General features: G+C 67.0%; 16 protein-coding genes. 6 read left to right on the top strand and 10 right to left on the bottom strand.

Annotation, left to right across the window (positions count from 1 at the left end; all coding sequences use genetic code 11):
• The first annotated feature begins 22 nt into the window (after window positions 1-22).
• Complete coding sequence (locus tag AB4Y43_RS27540) at window positions 23-1,342, top strand: MFS transporter (RefSeq protein ID WP_321929330.1); 1,320 nt, start codon at window positions 23-25, stop codon at window positions 1,340-1,342.
• Window positions 1,343-1,429: 87 nt separating this feature from the next.
• On the opposite strand, the gene AB4Y43_RS27535 is transcribed toward AB4Y43_RS27540, so the two are convergent.
• The 4 genes from AB4Y43_RS27535 to AB4Y43_RS27520 form a co-directional block, all read right to left on the bottom strand.
• Window positions 1,430-2,629 carry a heme biosynthesis protein HemY gene (locus AB4Y43_RS27535; protein ID WP_368729240.1) on the bottom strand — a complete coding sequence of 400 codons (1,200 nt, stop codon included), beginning with the start codon at window positions 2,627-2,629 and terminating at the stop codon, window positions 1,430-1,432.
• A gap of 3 nt (window positions 2,630-2,632) precedes the next feature.
• Window positions 2,633-4,834, bottom strand: a complete 2,202-nt coding sequence (gene hemDX / locus AB4Y43_RS27530) for a fused uroporphyrinogen-III synthase HemD/membrane protein HemX (RefSeq protein WP_368729239.1) — start codon at window positions 4,832-4,834, stop codon at window positions 2,633-2,635.
• Window positions 4,831-5,883 carry a hydroxymethylbilane synthase gene (gene hemC / locus AB4Y43_RS27525; RefSeq protein WP_069265424.1) on the bottom strand — a complete coding sequence of 351 codons (1,053 nt, stop codon included), beginning with the start codon at window positions 5,881-5,883 and terminating at the stop codon, window positions 4,831-4,833. Before hemC ends, hemDX begins: the two co-directional genes overlap by 4 nt.
• A gap of 419 nt (window positions 5,884-6,302) precedes the next feature.
• The gene (locus AB4Y43_RS27520) at window positions 6,303-6,548 is read right to left on the bottom strand and encodes a hypothetical protein (RefSeq protein WP_368729238.1); all 246 of its coding nucleotides are present in this window, start codon (window positions 6,546-6,548) and stop codon (window positions 6,303-6,305) included.
• Between the two features lie 7 nt (window positions 6,549-6,555).
• Here AB4Y43_RS27520 and ppc point away from each other — a divergent pair, with 7 nt between their 5' ends.
• Window positions 6,556-9,417: a phosphoenolpyruvate carboxylase gene (gene ppc, locus AB4Y43_RS27515; protein ID WP_256094747.1), complete on the top strand. Its 2,862-nt coding sequence runs from the start codon at window positions 6,556-6,558 to the stop codon at window positions 9,415-9,417.
• 79 nt (window positions 9,418-9,496) lie between these two features.
• Here the strand turns inward: ppc and AB4Y43_RS27510 are convergent, their stop codons facing one another.
• Window positions 9,497-10,261 (bottom strand): class I SAM-dependent methyltransferase, encoded by a 765-nt coding sequence (locus tag AB4Y43_RS27510; RefSeq protein WP_069265426.1) that lies wholly within the window; start codon window positions 10,259-10,261, stop codon window positions 9,497-9,499.
• 200 nt (window positions 10,262-10,461) lie between these two features.
• On the opposite strand from AB4Y43_RS27510, the gene AB4Y43_RS27505 reads away from it, so the two are divergent.
• The 3 genes from AB4Y43_RS27505 to AB4Y43_RS27495 all read left to right on the top strand — a co-directional run bounded on the left by AB4Y43_RS27505 (window position 10,462) and on the right by AB4Y43_RS27495 (window position 14,023).
• Complete coding sequence (locus AB4Y43_RS27505) at window positions 10,462-11,292, top strand: helix-turn-helix transcriptional regulator (RefSeq protein ID WP_368729237.1); 831 nt, start codon at window positions 10,462-10,464, stop codon at window positions 11,290-11,292.
• A gap of 139 nt (window positions 11,293-11,431) precedes the next feature.
• Window positions 11,432-12,838, top strand: coding sequence for an argininosuccinate lyase (argH, locus tag AB4Y43_RS27500; RefSeq protein ID WP_069265428.1), 1,407 nt, complete (start codon window positions 11,432-11,434; stop codon window positions 12,836-12,838).
• A 255-nt stretch (window positions 12,839-13,093) separates the two neighbouring features.
• Entirely contained in the window at window positions 13,094-14,023 is a 930-nt protein-coding gene (locus AB4Y43_RS27495; RefSeq protein ID WP_342947878.1) for a bestrophin family ion channel, read from the top strand.
• 10 nt (window positions 14,024-14,033) lie between these two features.
• Here AB4Y43_RS27495 and AB4Y43_RS27490 read toward each other — a convergent pair whose 3' ends face one another.
• From AB4Y43_RS27490 to apbC, 5 genes are all read right to left on the bottom strand, one after another.
• Window positions 14,034-14,714 carry a lysozyme inhibitor LprI family protein gene (locus tag AB4Y43_RS27490; RefSeq protein ID WP_368606883.1) on the bottom strand — a complete coding sequence of 227 codons (681 nt, stop codon included), beginning with the start codon at window positions 14,712-14,714 and terminating at the stop codon, window positions 14,034-14,036.
• Window positions 14,715-14,777: 63 nt separating this feature from the next.
• Complete coding sequence (locus AB4Y43_RS27485) at window positions 14,778-17,057, bottom strand: arginine/lysine/ornithine decarboxylase (RefSeq protein ID WP_069265431.1); 2,280 nt, start codon at window positions 17,055-17,057, stop codon at window positions 14,778-14,780.
• Window positions 17,058-17,145: 88 nt separating this feature from the next.
• Entirely contained in the window at window positions 17,146-17,715 is a 570-nt protein-coding gene (gene dcd / locus AB4Y43_RS27480; RefSeq protein ID WP_028207739.1) for a dCTP deaminase, read from the bottom strand.
• Window positions 17,716-17,858: 143 nt separating this feature from the next.
• The gene (locus AB4Y43_RS27475) at window positions 17,859-18,413 is read right to left on the bottom strand and encodes a superoxide dismutase family protein (RefSeq protein WP_324161893.1); all 555 of its coding nucleotides are present in this window, start codon (window positions 18,411-18,413) and stop codon (window positions 17,859-17,861) included.
• 148 nt (window positions 18,414-18,561) lie between these two features.
• Window positions 18,562-19,650, bottom strand: coding sequence for an iron-sulfur cluster carrier protein ApbC (gene apbC / locus AB4Y43_RS27470; protein WP_069265433.1), 1,089 nt, complete (start codon window positions 19,648-19,650; stop codon window positions 18,562-18,564).
• Between the two features lie 318 nt (window positions 19,651-19,968).
• On the opposite strand from apbC, the gene AB4Y43_RS27465 reads away from it, so the two are divergent.
• Window positions 19,969-20,622 (top strand): OmpA family protein, encoded by a 654-nt coding sequence (locus tag AB4Y43_RS27465; RefSeq protein ID WP_069265434.1) that lies wholly within the window; start codon window positions 19,969-19,971, stop codon window positions 20,620-20,622.
• Window positions 20,623-20,645: the final 23 nt, after the last annotated feature.

Below are 20,645 nucleotides of genomic sequence, written 5' to 3'. Positions count from 1 at the left end.
GCAAGATCGCTTAGGAGACACCATGGCCAGTCCAGCGAATCATCTGCCGCAAGCGGGAGCGGGTGCCCCGCCCTCCGCCTTCGAAGAAGCCACGTACCGCAAAGTCGCGTGGCGTCTCATTCCGCTTCTCATGCTGTGTTACGTGGTCGCGTATCTGGACCGCGTCAACGTGGGCTTCGCCAAGCTGCAGATGAGTTCGGCGCTCAATCTCTCCGATGCGGTTTATGGCTTCGGCGCGGGCATATTCTTCGTCGGCTACTTTCTGTTCGAAGTGCCAAGCAATATCATCCTGCATCGCGTGGGTGCGCGCGTGTGGATCGCACGCATCATGGTCACGTGGGGCCTCGTCTCCATCCTGACGATGTTCGTCACCACGCCCACCATGTTCTACGTGATGCGCTTTTTGCTCGGCCTGTGCGAGGCGGGCTTCTTCCCCGGCATCATCCTCTATCTCACCTACTGGTATCCGGCGCACCGCCGCGGGCGCATGACCACGTGGTTCATGACGGCCATCGCGCTGTCGGGCGTGATCGGCGGTCCGGTGTCGGGCTGGATTCTCAAGTCCTTCGATGGCGCGAACGGATGGCAAGGCTGGCAGTGGCTGTTCCTGCTCGAAGGGCTGCCTTCGGTGATCGTCGGCGTGCTGGTGTTCTTCGTGCTCGACGACCGCATCGGAAAAGCGAAGTGGCTCACGGAAGAAGAGCGCGCGCTGCTCGAGCGCAACATCGCCGCTGAAGATGCCACCAAGGAGGACCCGCCGATCATGACCGTGCTCACGAGCGCGCGCGTGCTGGTGATGAGCCTCACCTACTTCTCGTTCGTGATGGGCCTCTACGGCGTGAGCTTCTGGCTGCCCACCATCATCAAGGCGACGGGCGTGAAAGACGCGCTCACGATCGGCCTGCTATCGGCGATTCCGTTCGCCGCGGCCGTGGTCGGCATGGTGCTGGTGGCGAAGAGCGCCGACCGCACGCGCGAGCGCCGCTGGCACATCGCCGTGCCGGCCGCCATCGGTGCGCTCGGCCTCGTCCTTTCGGTCACGTGGGCGCACGACACGACGCTCGCCATGACGGCGCTCACCATCGCGACGATGGGCATTCTCACCACGCTGCCGCTGTTCTGGAGCCTGCCCACGGCCTGGCTCGCAGGCACGGGCGCGGCGGCGGGTATCGCACTCATCAACTCGATCGGCAATCTCGCGGGCTTCCTGAGCCCGTACGCGGTGGGCTGGCTCAAAGAGGCCACCAAGGCCAACGATTCGGGCATGTACATGCTCGCCGCGTTCATGATCCTGGGCGGTTTGCTCGCGCTTTCGGCACCGGCGAAGCTCGTGAACCGCTAAGCGCATTACGGCTTCAGCAAAAACAAACGGCCGCCTGTTTTGCAGGCGGCCGTTTTTATTGCGGCTTCGGATTCGTCGCGGGCTGCTTTACACCACGTTCATCGACAGCGCACTTTCCCGATAGTGCGAAGCGGCCTTCTCGCCGTCGCCGAGCTGCTCATGCAGACGCGCGAGTGCGCGATGCGAGCGGATCTTGAGCGGCTCGTTCTGCGTGGCGTCGGCAGACTTGAGCGCGGCTTCGAGGAACGACTGCGCCTTGCCCCACAGTTGCTGCTTCAGGCACAGGCGGCCCAGCGCGAACAGCAGGTCGCCGTCCTCAGGGCGCTCCTTGCGCCAAACCTCGGCCTTCTGGATGAGCGGCAGCGCGTCGCTGCCCGCCGTGTCCGGATAGCGGCGCAGCAAGCGCGCGTCCCAGTTCTGCGCGAGCGCTTCCTCGACGATCTTGCGCGCGTCGGCCTGGCGATCGAGCGCGATCAGCAGTTCGGCGGCGCAGTCGGCGAGACGCGGCGAGTGACGCTCGACGTTCGAGAGCGACTGCCACAGTTCGAGCAGCGCATCCGCGTTGTGACGACGGTCGCGCAGCAGATTTTCCGCCGCGAGCTGGCGCAGGCGCACGGCCACGGCCGGGTGCAACGCTTCGCGCTTTTCCAGCGTCTTCACGAGCTTGAGCACTTCGCTCCAGTTCTTGAGCTGCTGCTGCGCGCGCAGTGCGATCTGTTGCGCGTGGATGCGGCGGCCGCCCTGCGTGCGCATTTCGGTGAGCGCGGCAAGCGCGCCATCGGCGTCGCGGCCGTCGGCGCGCATGTCGGCGGTCGCCATGAGGCGCGCTTCCTGGAGGTCGGGGTCGTCGACCTGGGTGAGCCATTCGTCGCGGCGCGCGTATTCATGCAGACGGTGCGCAGCCGTCGCGGCGATCAGGCCCGCGGCGCTCGTATTCTTCGCGTCGGCGAGCGAATCGCGTGCGGCTTTCTCGGCGCGCGAGAAGCGGCCCGCGTAGAGATTACCCACGGCATCGCGCAGCGCCGAGTTCGCCTTCTCGGCGCGCATGCGCGCGCGGTAGGCGGCCACGCGGCGCGGCATCGTCACGATGTTGCGCGCGAAACGCAGGATCGCGTATAGCAGCAGGAACGCCACCACGATGCCGACCACGAACAGGTTGAGCGAGACGTCCACACGATACGGCGGATAGACGAGCAGCACCTGCCCGGTGTCGAAGCGCCCGACAGTCGCGAGCGCGACGGCAATCGCGAACAGAAGCGCGAGCCAGAGGAGTCCACGGATCGCCATGTCTTACCCCCGGCTCCGGTATTGCTGGATCGCCTTCAGGCTCGTGTCGAGCGTGGGCAGCGTGACGGCGGCCGAGCCGTCGTTCACTTCCTTGAGCAGTCCGCGCACCGTTTGCGTGTCTTTCGACGCACTGTCGAAGTAGCGTGCGAGCGTGGCGTCGGCGGCCGCGAGGTCGGACTTGAGCGTGTCCTGGTTGCGCGAGAGCAGCGACAGGCGCGCCGAAAGCAGACGCAGCTTCAGGTTCTCACGCACGAAATAGCCTTGATCGGGCGACACGAGCATGGCGTCCGCGTTGTCGATGCGGCGCACCTGCACGAGGCTCGCGATCTGCTTGCCCACGCCGTCGACGAAGGTGTCGATCCACACCTTCCATTTCGGCTGGTTGGTCGCCGCGGCAACCTGGGCGATATCGGCGGGCTGTGCAGCCTCCGGCTTCGTATGCGCGACGATCGCCTCGCCCGAAAGCGGCAGCGAGTCGATCTGGCCGAGCGCGGTGTCGAGCTTGATGGCGAGGCCCGTGAGGTCCGTCGACGGTGCGGCCTTGAGCTTGTCGATGTCCTGCGCGATCGCCTTGCGCACGGCGATGGCCTGCGCGTTGTCCGAGGCGGCGAGGCGCGTGTCGGCGCTTTGCAGCGCGAACAGTGCGAGCTGCGTGTTGCCCGTGAGCTGGAGCTGCTCGCTCGCGCTCGACAGCATCTGGCCGACTTCGGCGAGCGTCCAGTCGTCGCGGCTCTTCGACAGGTCGGCGTATTGCTGCGCGAGCGCCTGCTGCGAATTCTGCGCGTCGGCGATCTTGCCTTCGAGCTGGGCGATCTGCTTGTCGACCTGCTGTGCGCCCGCAACCGCCTGGTCGGCGCGCGCACGCAGCGCGGCGGTCTGCTGCTCGCTCGCCTGCTGGCGTTGAATGGCCTGCATGCCGAGGTTGTCGACCTTGCGATTGAGGAAATAGCCGCCTGCGCCCGAGCCCGCCGCGACCAGCACCAGGACGAGCCACAGCAGCGCCGAGCCTGCGCCGCGCCGCCCGTTGCCCGCGCCCGGCGGTGGCGTCAGCGGCGCGGAAGAGCCCGCGCCCGACGACGCATACGAAGGCCGCGCCGATGCGCTGCCCGAAGCCGACGCGCTGCTGGAAGCGGCCGCGCCCGTGGCGAGGGCGCCCTGGTTTGTTGTGCTGCTTGAGTTGTTCGAATCTGTCATGCGTGGGTTGGCCGGCGCCTGGGCCGGAGTGTTCTGAACCGGTTGAACAACGGAAGAAGCGAGGCTTAGCAGCGTCTCGACGATGCGTTCGTCGCCCGCGCCGGACACCGTAATCCTATCAAAACCCATTGAGCGCGCCGTCTCGGCGATCCGCGGGTGCGGCGCGACAAGCGGCGCATGACGCAGCTCGACGATCTCGCCTGCCGTGAGGTGCTCGCGCGCGAGTTCGTCGAGGTTGCGCACGCCCTCGGAGCTCGTGACGAGCCACGCGTGCGGCGCGCCTTCGAGCAGCGCGTGCACCTGCGTCCAGGCGGCAATGGGCGGCTCGGGCACGACGCGGCGGTAGGCCGCCACGGTCTCGACCTCGGCGCCCGCTTCGCGCAGACGCTCGGCGAGCCACTCGCGGCCGCCGTCGCCGCGCACGATCAGGACGCGCTTGCCCGCGAAGGCATCCACGCCGAAGGTCTTTTCGAGCGCGGCGTAAAGCGACTCGGAATCGAAGCGCGCGGGCTCTTCTTCCCCCGCGCCCGCAGGGCTCACCACGCGATGCTCGGGGGCCGCCACGCCGTGCCGCTCGAGTGCGGCCACGCTCGCCGGGCCGACCACGGCCACGGGCAGCGCGGGCGGCCAGATCGACGAGACCGAGGCATAGCATGCGAACGCGCGATCGACGGCGTTCGGCGAAACGAACACGACGAGCGCATAGCGTTCGAGCGCGCCGAGCGCGGCGCGCAGCGGCGCTTCGTCGGTCACGGGCGCAATGGCGATGAGCGGAAAGTCGAGCGTGCGCATGCCGTGCTGCGCGAGTCGCCCCGCCAGACCATCCGACTGACCGGCCGGCCGGGTCATGACGACGGTGAATGGCTTACCGTCGCCATTGCCATTGCCACCATGGCTGTTATCGCCGCTTGCCGGTGACGCGCGCTTCGCGCCGGTAGAGGCGTCGCCCGGCCCGCCCCAGTCGTCGGGCTGGTCGGGGTTGCCGTATGGCTGCCTCGGGCCGGCCATCATCTGGAGGCCGGGCCTTCGCCCGCGCCGGTAGGGTTGTGGGCGGCGCCGCCGCTGGCGGGCGCCGCATTCGGACCATCGGCGGCCTGGGCCGCGTCCGCGAGTGCGCGCACGATCTCGAGCGCGCCCTGCGCGATGAGGTCGTCGGCAACGCGGCGGCCGAGCGCCATGGCATCGTCGAGCGTGGATGCCGCGGTGGCCTCCTGCGCCGCGAGCACCCGGCTCGCGTCCGGCATGGCGATCGTGCCGCGCAGCGCAAGCTTGCCATCGTGCCACTGCGCGTAGGCTGCAAGCGGCACCGTGCAGCTGCCGCCCAGTGCGCGCGAAACCATGCGCTCGGCTTCGACGGCCTTCGCGGTGGCGTCGTCGTGCAACGGCGCGAGCCATGCGGCAATATCGGCGCGATCGGCGCGGATCTCGATGCCGAGCGCGCCCTGCCCCGCCGCCGGCAGGCTGTCCTCGGGCTCGATGAGCGCGCGGATACGCGCGCCGAGGCCAAGGCGCTTCAAGCCCGCCGCCGCGAGAATGATGGCCGCGTAATCGCCGCGGTCGAGCTTGGCGAGGCGCGTGTCGAGATTGCCGCGCAACGGCTTCACGTCGAGATGCGGATAGCGCGCGCGGATCATCGACTCGCGGCGCAGGCTCGACGTGCCCACCACGCTGCCCGCCGGCAACGCGGCGAGCGAGTCGTAGTCGTTGGAGACGAACGCGTCGCGCGGGTCCTCGCGCTCCATGATGGCCGCGAGCGTGAAGCCTTCCGGAAGCTCCATCGGCACGTCCTTGAGCGAGTGCACGGCGAGATCGGCGCGGCCCTCGGCCAGCGCCTGCTCCAGTTCCTTGACGAAAAGACCCTTGCCGCCCACCTTCGAGAGCGTGCGGTCGAGAATTTGATCGCCGCGTGTCGTCATTCCAACAATTTTCACGTCGCAGGCTGGATATAATTTGTGCAGCGCAGCTTGCACATGCTCGGCCTGCCACATCGCGAGGCGGCTCTCCCGCGAAGCGATCACCAGGGTGCGGGGCATGGGCGCGGATAACGTCTCGGAGTTCATGGCAAGTACATCGAATGACGGGATGAAAAGCAGGATCGGATAACAGGCAATGTTAGCACGCGCCCTTTTTACCGCCTCCCCGCAGGGACAGGCTGACAGGGCGCGGGCGGCGGCAAGGAAGAGACTCAGGCGTTGCAGCGGCGCTTACGTACCCATCGTAGGCAAACTGGCGCGCGTCTGGCATGCGGCTGGCACAAACGCGGCCCGCACGGCCGCGGCGCCGCTTCGGCTTGCGCTCGCCCTCGCGAGCGGCGCACTCTCCAGCAAGGCCTGCACCCGGCGCACCGCCATTGGCGAGCCGCGCCGCCTCTGCCCTATCCGCACGGCTCGCACAGGGTGGCACCTTCCGCCCTCTCCAGGTTGCACCCGCAGTACACGGCCCGGCACGCGCCGCGGTCATGCAGTTGGCAGTTCTCCGACTAACCTGCCCATCTCCTGGCAAGCCTCAAGGAAAACATCGTGAAGTCTTCCGGCTCGGCGCGCGCAGAGCGCCGCAACACCGCATCGCAGAACGCAACTTCGAAGGCCGCATCGGCCGCGCCGTCCACGAAACCGGCGAAAACGACGAAGACCACGAAGACCACGAAATCCGCGACGTCGAAACCGGCCGCCGAGGCTGTCAAGGCGGCGAAGAAGCCGAAGGCCGAAAAAGCGACGAAGGCCACGAAGGCGGTGAAGGCTCCGAAAACGCCCGCCGGCGCTTCGCGCAATGGTCGCGCGCGCGACGACAAGGACCAGCCGCTCTTCGAAGACATCCGCTACCTGGGCCGCCTGCTCGGCGAAGTGCTGCGCGAGCAGGAAGGCGACGCGGTATTCGACGTCGTGGAATCCATTCGTCAGACCGCCGTGCGCTTTCGCCGCGAGGACGACAGCGCCGACGCGCTCGCGCTGGAAAAGCAGTTGCGCGCGCTCTCGCCCGAGCAGACCGTGAGCGTCGTGCGCGCGTTCAGCTACTTCTCGCATCTCGCGAACATCGCTGAAGATCGCCACCGCAACCGCCGCCGCCGCATTCATGACCTCGCGGGCTCGGCGCCGCAGGCGGGCACCATCGCGCATTCGCTCGAACGTCTCGCACTGGCGGGCGCGGCCGCGACGCCGGTGCTCCAGCAGTTCTTCAACGACGCGCTGATCGTCCCCGTGCTCACCGCGCACCCCACGGAAGTGCAGCGCAAGAGCACGCTCGACTCGCAGCACGACATCGCGCGCCTGCTCGCCGAGCGCGACCAGCCGCTCACGCATCGCGAGCTCGAGCACAACGAGTCGCTCCTGCGCGCGCGCGTGACCTCGCTCTGGCAAACGCGCATGCTGCGCGAGTCGCGCCTGACCGTGGGCGACGAAATCGAAAACGCGCTTTCGTATTACCACACGACCTTCCTCACCGAGATCCCGGCGCTTTACAGCGAGATCGAAACGCAGCTAAAGGAGCACGGCCTTTCGGCGCGCCTGCCCGCGTTCTTCCAGATGGGCAGCTGGATCGGCGGCGACCGCGACGGCAACCCGAACGTCACGGCCGCCACGCTCGAAGAAGCGAGCGAGCGCCAGGCGCAGGTGATCCTGCAGCATTACCTCGACGAAGTGCACCGACTCGGCGCCGAGCTTTCGGTGTCGAACCTGCTCGCGGGCGCAAGCGAAGAACTGAAGGCGCTCGCCGAAGCCTCGCCCGACCAGTCGCCGCACCGCGTGGACGAGCCGTATCGCCGCGCGCTGATCGGCGTATATACGCGCCTCGCCGCGAGCGCGCGCGTGCGTCTGGGCGAAGGCGTGGTGGCCGTGCGCAGCGCGGGCCGCAACGCCGCGCCCGTGCGCGCCAAGCCCTATGCCGATGCCGACGAGTTCTCGCGCGACCTGCATATCCTGATGGATTCGCTCGCCGAGCATCACGGCGCGTCGCTCGCCACCACGCGGCTTGCGCCGCTCATGCGCGCCGTCGACGTGTTCGGCTTCCATCTCGCCTCGATCGATCTGCGCCAGAGTTCGGACATCCACGAAGCCGTGATTACGGAGCTGCTCGCGCGCGCCGGTGTCGAAGCCGACTACGCGGCGCTTTCCGAAGAAGACAAGCAGATCGTGCTGCTCGCGCAGCTCGCCGATCCGCGCACGCTGCGCTCGCCGTACCTCGACTATTCCGAGCTCGTGAAAAGCGAGCTGGGCGTACTGGAAATGGCGCGCGTGACGCGCGAGAAGTTCGGCGCGCGCGCCGTGCGCAACTACATCATCTCGCACACCGAAACGGTTTCCGACCTGCTCGAAGTGATGCTGCTGCAGAAGGAAACCGGCCTCATGAGCGGGCGCCTCGGCCACGCGGAAGACCCCGCGAAGGCCGCGCTGATGGTGATCCCCCTTTTCGAGACGATTCCCGACTTGCGCCACGCGCCGGGCATCATGCGCGACCTGCTCGCGCTGCCCGGCATCGACGCCATCGTCGAGCACCAGGGCAACGAGCAGGAAATCATGCTCGGCTACTCGGACAGCAACAAGGACGGCGGCTTCCTCACCTCGAACTGGGAGCTGTACCGTGCGGAACTGGCGCTCGTCGCGCTATACAAGCAGCGCGGCATCACGCTGCGTCTGTTCCACGGCCGCGGCGGCACGGTGGGCCGCGGCGGCGGCCCGACCTACAACGCGATCCTCTCGCAGCCGCCGGGCACGGTCGAAGGCCAGATCCGCCTGACCGAGCAGGGCGAAGTCATCGCGAGCAAGTTCGGCAATCCGGAGATCGGCCGCCGCAACCTCGAAACGGTGATCGCCGCGACGCTCGAAGCGACGCTGCTGCCGATGGGCGGGGCGAGCAACGCGCCCGACCAGCTGCCCGCGTTCGAGCAGACGATGCAATCGCTCTCCGACGCCGCGATGGCCGCGTACCGCTCGCTCGTCTACGAGACGCCCGGCTTCACCGACTACTTCTTCGCCTCCACGCCGATCACGGAAATCGCCGAGCTGAACATCGGCAGCCGCCCGGCCTCGCGCAAGCTGCAGGACCCGAAGAACCGCAAGATCGACGATCTGCGCGCGATTCCGTGGGGCTTCTCGTGGGGGCAGTGCCGCCTGCTGCTCACGGGCTGGTACGGCTTTGGCAGCGCGGTGGCCTCGTATCTCGACGATGCGGGCAGCGACGCCGAGCGCGCGCGCCGTCTCGCGATGTTCAAGAAGATGTACAAGACCTGGCCGTTCTTCTCGAACCTGCTCTCGAACATGGACATGACGCTCGCGAAGACCGACCTCGCGGTGGCCTCGCGCTACGCGCAACTCGTCGCGGACAAGAAGCTGCGCAAGCTCGTATTCGAGCGCATCGTGGCCGAATGGGAGCGCACGACGAAGGTGCTCGGTGAGATCACGGGCGCCCCCGGACGACTCGCCGACAACCCGCTGCTCGCGCGTTCGATCAAGAACCGCTTCCCGTATCTCGATCCGTTGAATCACTTGCAGGTGGAGCTGATCAAGCGCTATCGCGCCGGCGACCCGAGCCCGCGCGTGCGGCGCGGTATTCATCTGACGATCAACGGGATTGCGGCGGGGCTGCGCAATACGGGTTGAGCGTTCGCGCTGTGCTCCGGTGCAAACGGCGTCGTGCCCTCGCGGTCACGACGCCGTTTTTTATTGCCTCAGGCGAACTTCAATCGCGCCGCGTCGCGTCGATCATCAGTGCATCGAGCTTGAACGACATATCGCTCTGCACATCGAAGTATTGGCGCACTTCATCGGGCGCGCGCTCCCACATCGAGCGGATCGCCGTCACGCGCTCCGGCGGCGTGCGCATGCGCGCGACCCACGAATCGAAGTCGAGCGCGATGCGCCAGCGCTCGCTCACCTTCGCGTCGAAGCCGGCGGCGTCGAGCATCGCGATCCACTCGTCGGCGCGGTAGTCGCGAATGTGCGACGCGTCGCGCAACAGTTCGATCGCCTGAATATGCGTGTCGTAAAGCGGATCGTCGATGCCCGCGATGTCGATGAACTTCAGCCGGCCGCCCGGCTTGAGTACGCGGTGCACTTCGGCAAGCGCGCGCGGCACGTCGCGCCAGTGGTGCGCGCTCATGCGGCTCACGGCCCAGTTGAAGCTCGCGTCGGCGAACGGCAGCGTTTCCGCCGCGCCCTGCTGCGTGCGCACGGTCGTCAAGCCGCGCTCCTTCGCGGCGGCTTCGACCGTGGCGAGCATCTGCGGAGCGATGTCGTAGGCCACGACTTCGCGCACGTGCGGCGCCACGGCGAAGCTCGCGTGGCCCGCGCCGCAGCCCATGTCCAGCACCGTCGCATTGCCGCAGGTGGCCGCGAAGGTCGCGGCGAGGTTCTCCAGATCCGCGCCGCTCGCGTGGACCTGGCTCGTGAGGTAGGCGGCGGCGGTCGAGCCGAACGCGTCGGCGACCTGATCGTGATGCTTCATCGCATGCTCCTTTTGCGGGTTCTTATGCGGTGCTTTATGTGGGGCGCGAAGCGGCGAGCGCCGCGCGCCGAGGGGTCTGCAATCTCCGGGCTGGCTGACGTGGCGGCCCGTCGCCGCGTCAGACGCTACAATAGAGTCCGTTTTGTACCAGTACAAGTTAAGCAATTATTCTGGTATCGCTGCCACTAGCCCCACGCCAAATGAGCCTCCACACGCCCTCCCCGGCTTCGCCCGCCGCCGCCGGCAAAACCCTCGACGCGACACCCGCCCGCGCGCTGGGCGAATTCATCCGCGCCCATCGCGAGCGTCTTTCGCCCGCGGAGGTCGGCCTGCCGCCCGGCCCGCGCCGCCGCACGCCTGGCCTGCGCCGTGAGGAAGTCGCACAGCTGTGCGGCGTGAGCCCGACCTGGTACACGTGGATCGAGCAGGGCCGCCCCGTTTCGGCTTCGGCGGACGCGCTCGCGCGCATCGCCGTCGCACTGCGGCTCTCGCGCGCCGAGCGCGCCTATCTGTTCGAGCTGGCCGCGCAGCGCGACCCCGCCGAGCCCGATCCGGCCACCGCCGCGGACGCGCCCGCCACGCTGCTGCAAACGGTGAAGCTCGTGGACGCCCCCGCGTACGTGCTCGACCGCCAGTGGACCGCGCTCGCCTGGAACGCGCATGCGGCGGACCTCTTCACGGGCTGGCTCGACGGCGAGCACGACCGCAACCTGCTGCGCTTCACGTTCACCGAGCCGCTCGGGCGCGAGCTGATCGTGGACTGGGAAACGCGCGCGCGGCGCCTGGCCGCCGAGTTCCGCGCCGACTCCATCCGCCACCTCAACGACGCGCCCACGCGCGCGCTGATCGACTCGCTGGTCGCCGCAAGCGACGACTTCGCGCGCTTCTGGGCCTCGCAGGACGTGTTCGAGCGCGAGGGCGGCCGGCGCGAGTTCAACCATCCGCGCCACGGCCGCATCGCCTGCGACCAGATCACCTTCAAGCCCGCGCATCGCGAAGATCTCAAGCTCGTGGTGCTGGTGCGGCTCTGAGCGGCGCGGGCCGGCTGGCGGCGTTGCGGCAGACCGCCAATGTTAAAATCGTGATCTTTCCCGCCGTGCTTGACGCAATGCAGCGCAATGCGCCGCGCGGCACGCCTTCTCACCGCTTGCTCGTTCACGCCCCATCACCATGACGTCCCAACTGCACAAAAAAGGCGAAGCCTGGTCGGCTCGCTTCTCCGAACCCATGTCGGAGCTGGTCAAGCGCTACACGTCGTCGGTCTTCTTCGACAAGCGCCTCGCGCTCGTCGATATCGAGGGCTCGCTCGCGCATGCGTCGATGCTGGCCGCGCAGAAGATCATCTCCGCCGACGACCTCGCCGCCATCGAGGGCGGCATGGCGAAGATCAAGGGCGAGATCGAGCGCGGTGAATTCGAGTGGCTGCTCGACCTCGAAGACGTGCACCTGAACATCGAAGCGCGCCTGACCGCCCTGATCGGCGATGCGGGCAAGCGGCTGCACACGGGCCGCTCGCGCAACGACCAGGTCGCGACCGACATCCGCCTGTGGCTGCGCGGCGAGATCGACCGCATCGGCGGCCTGCTCGGCGACCTGCGCGGCGCGCTGCTCGACCTGGCCGAACAGCACTCGGGCACGATCATGCCTGGCTTCACGCACCTGCAAGTTGCGCAGCCGGTCACCTTCGGCCATCACCTGCTCGCCTACGTGGAAATGTTCACGCGCGACGCCGAGCGCATGGTGGACTGCCGCAAGCGCGTGAACCGTCTGCCGCTCGGCGCGGCGGCGCTCGCGGGCACGAGCTTTTCCGTAGACCGCTTCGCCGTGGCGAAGACGCTGGGCTTCGACGGCATCTGCGCAAACTCGCTCGACGCCGTGTCCGATCGCGACTTCGCCATCGAATTCACGGCGGCGGCCGCGCTGGTGATGACGCACGTCTCGCGCTTCTCGGAAGAGCTGGTGCTGTGGATGAGCCCGCGCGTGGGCTTCATCGATCTGGCCGACCGCTTCTGCACGGGCTCGTCGATCATGCCGCAAAAGAAGAACCCGGACGTGCCGGAACTCGCGCGCGGCAAGACCGGCCGCGTGAACGGCCATCTCATGGCGCTCCTCACGCTCATGAAGGGCCAGCCGCTCGCCTACAACAAGGACAACCAGGAAGACAAGGAGCCGCTGTTCGACACGGTCGATACCGTGGCGGACACGCTGCGCATCTTCGCGGAGATGGTCGCGGGCATCACGGTCAAGGAGCAGGCGATGCGCGCGGCAGCGCTGCAGGGCTTCTCCACGGCCACGGATCTGGCCGACTACCTCGTCAAGAAGGGCCTGCCGTTCCGCGACGCGCACGAAGCCGTGGCGCACGCGGTGCGTATCTGCGTGGACCGCAACTGCGATCTGGCCGACCTCACGCTCGACGAGATGCGCCGCGAACTGCCTGCCGTGTCGAACCTGCTGGCCGAAGACGTGTTCGCAGTGCTGACGCTCGAAGGCTCGGTCTCGGCGCGCAACCACCCGGGCGGCACCGCGCCCGAGCAGGTGCGTGCAGCCATCGCGGCGGCGCGCGCGGCGCTCAAGTAAGCGCAGCGCAACGGGCGGAAAACGCCCGCGGTCTAAAGCCCAACCGGGCGCGCGACGGGCAACGTCGCGCGCCCGGTTTGCTTTTGGGCGGCGCACAAGGTGACCATGCCCATGAGGACACACATGACAGCGCGCTGTACCCGCAGCAAAATGCCGGAAGTGTGCGCCCGGCAGCCGCGCGTCATGGCCTACGATCCCGCGCCATACTGACGACTTGCTCCGTCAGGTTTCGTCTTCGCCCCCAACACCTGCCCCATGATCGTCCGCCCTCACCTCCACTGGTTCCGCATGCTGCTCGCGTGGCGCGGCTCCGTGCTGCCGCAACTTCTGCCGCGCCTTTTCATCGTGCTGGTACTGTCGATCATCGCAGTGGCCGCGCACGATCACATCCTCAAGCTCACGGTCAACCTGAGCACCGTGCCGTTCTCGCTGATCGGTATTGCGCTCGCGGTGTTTCTCGGCTTTCGCAACAGCGCGAGCTACGACCGCTACTGGGAAGGCCGCAAGCTCTGGGGGCAAATGCTCAATGAGACGCGCTCGCTGGTGCGCCAGGCGCTGACGCTCCCGCGCAGCGGCGACGAAGCGGCAACACGCGAGCGGGCGAGCGAACTGGCCGGTCTGCTAGCTGCGCTGCCGCATGCGCTGCGCCATCAACTGCGCAACACCGACCCGCGCGCCGATCTCGAATCGCGCCTGGCGCCCGCGCTGTTCGCGCGCGTGATGGCGGCGCGCTACCGCCCGGCCACGCTCCTGCTGTGCGCTTCGGAATGGGTCCAGCGCGAGACGCGCGAAGGCCGCCTCGACGGCTACGCGGTGCTCGCGTTCGAACATAATCTCAATGGCATTTCGGATGTGATCGGCGGGTGCGAACGTATCGTCTCCACGCCGCTGCCGTTCGCCTATACGGTGATGATTCATCGCACCGTGTACTTCTTCTGCGCGATGCTGCCGTTCGGCCTCGTCGACAGCATCGGCGGTTTGACGCCGATCTTCGCCGTGTTCGTGGCCTACGCGTTCATGGCCCACGAGGCGATCGCCTCGCAGCTCGAAGACCCGTTCGGCACCGAAGACAACGACCTCGCGCTCAACCTGATGTCGACCGGCATCGAGGTCGCGTTGCACGACCTGATGGGCGAGCCGACTGCGCTGCCGGCGCGCGCGCCGGAGCAGTTCATCCTCGACTGAAGGCGCAGCCTCAGTGGTTGTTCACCGTTTCGGCGAGGCGCTTCAAGGTCGCGAGGCGCCCGCCTAGCAGATCGAGTCGCGCATGCTCGTCGATGAGCGGCGTGGTCGCGTCGCGATACGCGCGCCAGTCGCTTTGTGCGCGTGCAACCGTAGGCCGGGCGTGCTTCGGTATGCGCGCATAGAGCTGACGGTAGTAGCGATTGAGGTCATAGCTCACGTGCTCGCAGCGCGCATCGGCGCTGCAGGCGCGCACCTTCGGCGCGTCGCCGTCGTAGGTCGTCGCCTGGGTGCGCAGCGCGAGCGCGCGATCGCGCACCGGCTGCAGGCGCATGTCCGCCTCGTAGAGCTGGTAGGTGCTGCCGCTCGTGGTCGCGAACGCGGCGCCGAGCATGGTGTCCTCGGCGTCGCGCCAGGCCACCCACTTCTGCTGGCTCAGTTGCCAGCGCTTTTGCTGCGCGGCCGGCAGCTTCGCGAGCAGTTGCGCGAGCGCGTTGTCGGCGGCCTTGCGCCATGCGGTGCGCGCGTCGTCCATGCACTGGATCTGGCCAGCCGTCGACGACCGGTCCGCGCGCGCGAGACAGGTGCGCATGGCCGTATCGATCGGATCGGCCGCCGCGACCTCGGCGCGCGCCGCCGGTGCCACGGCGAACAGCACCGTGGCGGTCGAAATCACCGACAGCGTCGACACCATCGCAGCAAAATAACGCGCTAGCCGCGCCGAAGAACCCCCCAACATTCCCCTCCCCTCGCGCGTTCAGTCGCGCACGCAATCCACGAAATACTCGATGCGGCCGTTGATGGTCTCGCCCACGAGCCCGTGGATGTCGGTATGGAAGCCCGGGAAGCGCTCGTTGAACTCGCGCGCGAACTTCAGATAATTCACGATCGTCTTGTTGAAGCGCTCGCCCGGAATCAGCAGCGGAATACCCGGCGGATACGGCGTGAGCAGGATCGACGTGACGCGGCCTTCGAGTTCGTCGACAGGCACGCGGTCGATCTCGCGGTGCGCGAGCTTCGCGAACGCATCCGACGGCTTCATCGCAGGCTCCATGCTCGAGAGGTACATCTCGGTCGTGAGGCGCGCGATATCGTTGGCACGGTAGACGCTGTGGATCTGCTGGCACAGGTCGCGCAGGCCCACGCGCTCGTACATCGGATGCTGCGCGACGAATTCGGGCAGCACGCGCCAGAGCGGCTGGTTGTTGTCGTAGTCGTCCTTGAACTGCTGGAGCTCGGTGACCATCGAGTTCCAGCGACCCTTCGTGATGCCGATCGTGAACATGATGAAGAACGAGTACAGCCCCGTCTTCTCGACGATGATGCCGTGCTCGGCCAGGTACTTCGTCACGATCGCGGCGGGAATGCCGGTCTCGCCGAATTCGCCGTCCACGTCCAGACCCGGCGTGACGATGGTCGCCTTGATCGGGTCCAGCATGTTGAAGCCTTCCGCCAGCGCGCCGAAGCCGTGCCAGTGATCGTTCGGGCGCAGCATCCAGTCTTCGCGCGAGCCGATGCCTTCTTCGGCCAGCTCGTCCGGGCCCCAGACCTGGAAGAACCAGTCGTCGCCGTACTCGGCGTCCACCTTGCGCATGGCGCGGCGGAAGTCGAGCGCTTCGGCGATCGACTCTTCCACCAGTGCCGGGCCGCCCGGCGCTTCCATCATTGCGGCGGCCACGTCGCACGACGCGATGATCGCGTATTGCGGCGACGTGGACGTGTGCATCAGATACGCCTCGTTGAAGCGGTGGCGGTCGAACGCGCTGTCTTCCGAGTCCTGCACGACGATCTGCGAGGCCTGCGAGATGCCGGCGAGCAGCTTGTGCGTCGAGTGCGTCGCGAACACCAGCGCCTTGGTACGCGGACGGCCCGCGCCGATCGCGTGCATGTCCTGGTAGAACTCGTGGAATTCGGCGTGCGGCAGCCAGGCTTCGTCGAAGTGCAGCGTGTCGAGCATGTCGCCGAGCAGATCCTTGATCATCTCGACGTTGTAGACCACGCCGTCGTACGTGCTCTGCGTGATCGTCAGAATGCGCGGCTTCACGTTCGGATTCTTCGCGAGCGCCTCACGGGCGAACGGATTCGCCTCGATCTTCTTGCGGATGTTTTCCGGCTTGAACTCGTCGCGCGGAATCGGGCCGATGATGCCGAAGTTGTTGCGCGTCGGCGTGAGGAACACGGGAATCGCGCCCGTCATCGTGATCGCGTGCAGGATCGATTTGTGGCAGTTGCGGTCGACCAGCACGATGTCGCCGGGCGCGACCGTTGCGTGCCAGACGATCTTGTTCGACGTGGACGTGCCGTTGGTCACGAAGAACACGTGGTCCGCGCTGAAGATGCGCGCCGCGTTGCGCTCCGAGGCCGCGACCGGGCCGGTGTGATCGAGCAGCTGGCCGAGTTCCTCGACCGCATTGCAGACGTCGGCGCGCAGCATGTTTTCGCCGAAGAACTGGTGGAACATCTGGCCGAGCGGATTCTTCAGGAACGCGACGCCGCCCGAGTGACCCGGGCAGTGCCACGAGTACGAACCTTCGTCGGCGTACTTGACGAGTTCCTTGAAGAACGGCGGCGCGAGCGCGTCGAGATACACGCGCGCTTCGCGAATCACGTGGCGCGCGACGAACTCCGGCGTGTCCTCGAACATGTGGATGAAGCCGTGCAGCTCGCGCAGGATGTCGTTGGGCAGATGGCGCGAGGTACGCGTCTCGCCGTACAGGAAAATGGGGATGTCCGAGTTGCGCTTGCGCACCGCTTCCATGAACGCGCGCAGCGCGACGATGGCGGGCGCGTGCTCGGGCGCTTCCTCGTCCGAGCCTTCGACGTAGGGCAGCAGCTCGTCGTCGTCGATCGAGAGGATGAAGCACGCGGCGCGGCTCGACTGCTGCGCGAACGACGTGAGGTCGCCGTAGCTCGTCAGCCCGAGGACTTCCGCGCCCTCTTTCTCGATGGCTTCGGCGAGCGCGCGGATGCCGGAACCCGAGATGTTCTCGGAGCGAAAGTCTTCGTCGATGATGACGACGGGAAAACGAAACTTCATGGGCGATTCTCCAAAAGAAACGACCGCTGCATATGACGCGCAGCGGTCCCCGTATGTCGTTGAATCCGGTAGTGTTGCGCGCTGGAACTCAGGTCTTCGGCAGGGTGACGCCGTGCTGGCCTTGATACTTGCCGCCGCGATCCGCGTACGAGACCTCGCAGATCTCGTCGCTTTCGAAGAACAGCACTTGCGCCACCCCTTCGTTCGCGTAGATTTTCGCAGGCAAAGGTGTCGTATTTGAGAATTCGAGCGTGACGTACCCTTCCCACTCGGGCTCGAACGGCGTGACGTTCACGATGATCCCGCAGCGCGCATAGGTCGACTTGCCCAGACACACCGTCAGGACGTTGCGCGGAATGCGGAAATACTCGACCGTGCGCGCCAGCGCGAACGAATTGGGCGGGATGATACAGACGTCGCCCTTGAAGTCCACGAACGACTTTTCGTCGAAGTTCTTCGGATCGACGATGGTCGAATTGATGTTCGTGAAGATCTTGAATTCGTCGGCGCAGCGGATGTCGTAGCCGTAGCTCGAGGTGCCGTAGCTCACGATCTTGCGGCCGTCTTCCGACATACGGACCTGATCGCGCACGAACGGCTCGATCATCTTCTGCTCTTCGGCCATGCGCCGGATCCACTTGTCGGACTTGATTGCCATGTTCGCTACTTGACGAGAAATTCGGGTCGGGAAAGCATGCGGACGGACCCACCGGGCGCGCGCCGCGTGCGAAAGGCGCCTATTTTACGCGATGTGGATCGCCATGCCTGGAACTGCGTGTCGCGCCGGCGCAAACGCCGCGCTCACTGGGCGCGGATCAGGCCGCAGGCGAGCGCCGGGCCCGTGCCGCGCTGCGGGTACGCGTAGGGGTCGATGGCGTCCCGGTGCACGATCACCGCGCGTTGCAGGACGGAGCGCACGCCGTCGAGCGAGACGTCGGGGGCGACGATAAAGCCCGACGCCACGCCGTTCGAATCCGCATGGATATTGCCGAGGTCGCCTTCCACGCGCGCGCCGGGCTTCAGGCGCTCCGCGGCGGGCGCGAACACGGCGCCGGCGCTCGAGGCGTCGGTGGCGTTGCAGTCGCCGCGCTCGTGCACCTGCAATGCGTGATCGCTGTCGGGCTGCAGGCCCGCGAGGTTGTAGCTCACCTGCACGCCGTCCGAATGTTCGACGAACGAAACCGTGCCGCGCACCTGGCTGCCGACAGTGGGCAGCAACTGTGCGACCGCGCGCTTCTCCTGCTGCCCCATGAAGCTCGTGCAGCCCGCCAGCAGCGCGCAGCCGCAGAGCGTGACGAGGGCGATCATCCTGACGACCTGCGCATTCCCCGCTTGCCTGTCGTGTCCTTTATCCATGCGATCCTCTTGCCGGGCGGCGGCAGCCCCGTTGCTGCCGCCATACCGGACCCGATGAAGCCCACATGATACCGCGCAGGCGGCGCGTCGCGCGCCTATCTGTCCCCATGCGCGGGGCGCCGCACGAGCGCTGCGGCCGCACCGGCGCTCAGGTGTTCTGCACGACGATGGTCGGGAACTTCGAGGTCATGTCGCGGGCGCGCTCGGCGATCTGGATGGCCACGCGCCGCGCGATCGCGCGATAGGTTGCCGCCACCGGCCCCTCGGGTGCGGCCACCACGGTGGGGTTGCCCGAATCGGCCTGCTCGCGAATGGCGATGTCGAGCGGCAGGCTGCCGAGCACTTCCACGCCGTACTCCTTGGCCATGCGCTCGCCGCCGCCCGCGCCGAAAATATGCTCGGCGTGGCCGCAGTTCGAGCAGATGTGCACGGCCATGTTCTCGACGATGCCGAGAATCGGAATGCCTACCTTCTCGAACATCTTGAGGCCCTTCTTCGCGTCGAGCAGCGCGATGTCCTGCGGCGTCGTGACGATCACGGCGCCCGTCACCGGCACGCGCTGCGAGAGCGTGAGCTGGATGTCGCCGGTGCCCGGCGGCATGTCGACCACGAGATAGTCGAGCTCGCGCCAGTTGGTCTGACGCAGCAGCTGCTCGAGCGCGGAAGTGGCCATCGGGCCGCGCCAGACCATCGGGTTGTCCTGCTCGATCAGAAAGCCGATCGAGTTGGCCTGCACGCCGTGGCCTTCGAGCGGATTCATCGACTGTCCGTCGGGCGATTCGGGGCGGCCTTCGATGCCGAGCATCATCGGCAGCGAAGGGCCGTAGATGTCCGCGTCGAGCACGCCGACCGAAGCGCCTTCGGCGGCGAGCGCGAGCGCGAGATTCACGGCGGTCGTGCTCTTGCCCACGCCGCCCTTGCCTGAGGCCACGGCGACGATGTTCTTCACGTTGGGCAGCAGCTTCACGCCGCGTTGCACCGTATGCGCGGTAATCTCGCTTCTGACCGCGACGCGGCTCGCCTTCACGCCCGGCACGGCGGCAAGCGCCGCTTCGACCTGCGCGCGCACCGCGTCGAACTGGCTCTTCGCCGGATAGCCGAGCACGATCTCGACGCCGACCGTATCGCCATCGACGGTCACGTTGCGCACGCCCTTGGCCACCGTGTAGGGATGGCCCGTGTTCGCGTCCGTCAAGGCCGCGAGCGCGGCGTCGACCAAAGCCCGATCTATGCTCATTGAAACTCCGTGGGGAGAATGCCGGTCTGCGTTAGCGCCGATCCGAGTGAGGACTGATCGCCTACGCGCCGGAAATCGAAAGAAATTGTTAAGCTGCATTGCGCAAAATTGCCCGAAAGGGCACGCTTCGCGGCAGCATCGATTTTGTATGCCGACCAGGCGATCTCGAAGCCGCGACCCAGCGGCCTTTCGCCTGGCGGCGCAAACCTCAAGGCGTCATTGTAGTAGCTGCCGCCGCGCACCGTTCGAAGACCCTGTTCGCAAGCGGGGCCGCGAACGCCGCAGGCAGCGTCCGTTCCACTCAAGAAAGGAAAGCAAATGAACACAAGAATCCTGACTCGCCTGTCCGTCTTCGCCATTGCCGGCGCGCTCGTCGCCGGCTGCGCGACGCAGCAGGGCACCAATACGGCTGTCGGCACCGGTGTCGGCGCGGGCACGGGCGCGGCGATCGGCGCCATCTTCGGCGGCGGCAAGGGCGCGGCAATCGGCGCGGGCGCCGGCGCACTGGTCGGCGGCATCACCGGTTACAACTGGCAGAACATCCACAACAAGCTCTCGGGCGCCACCAAGGGCACCGGCACGAAGATCACCGAGCAGCCGGACGGCTCGCTCAAGCTCGACATCCCGAGCAATGTGACGTTCGACACCAGCAGCTACGCGATCAAGCCGTCGTTCGCGCCGGTGCTCGACCAGGTCGCGCAGACCCTCCAGCAGAACCCGGAAGTGGTTGCGCAGGTGGTCGGCCATACGGATAACACGGGCTCCGCCGCGTACAACCAGACGCTGTCGGTCAACCGCGCACAGAGCGTCGTGAACTACCTCGCGTCTCGCGGCATTCAGATGCAGCGCATGGCGGCGGAGGGACGCGGCGATACGCAACCGATCGCCGACAACAACACCGAAGCGGGCCGCGCTGCTAATCGCCGCGTGGAAATGTACCTGCGCGCGACGTCGCAGCACCAGGGCGGTTAAGCTCGCCCGACGCAGTCGCCGGG

This window comes from Paraburkholderia sp. BR10872, assembly GCF_040965835.1.
In the GTDB taxonomy this organism is placed as follows: Bacteria; Pseudomonadota; Gammaproteobacteria; order Burkholderiales; family Burkholderiaceae; genus Paraburkholderia; species Paraburkholderia nodosa_A.
This window is presented reverse-complemented; position numbering and strand designations above follow the sequence as displayed.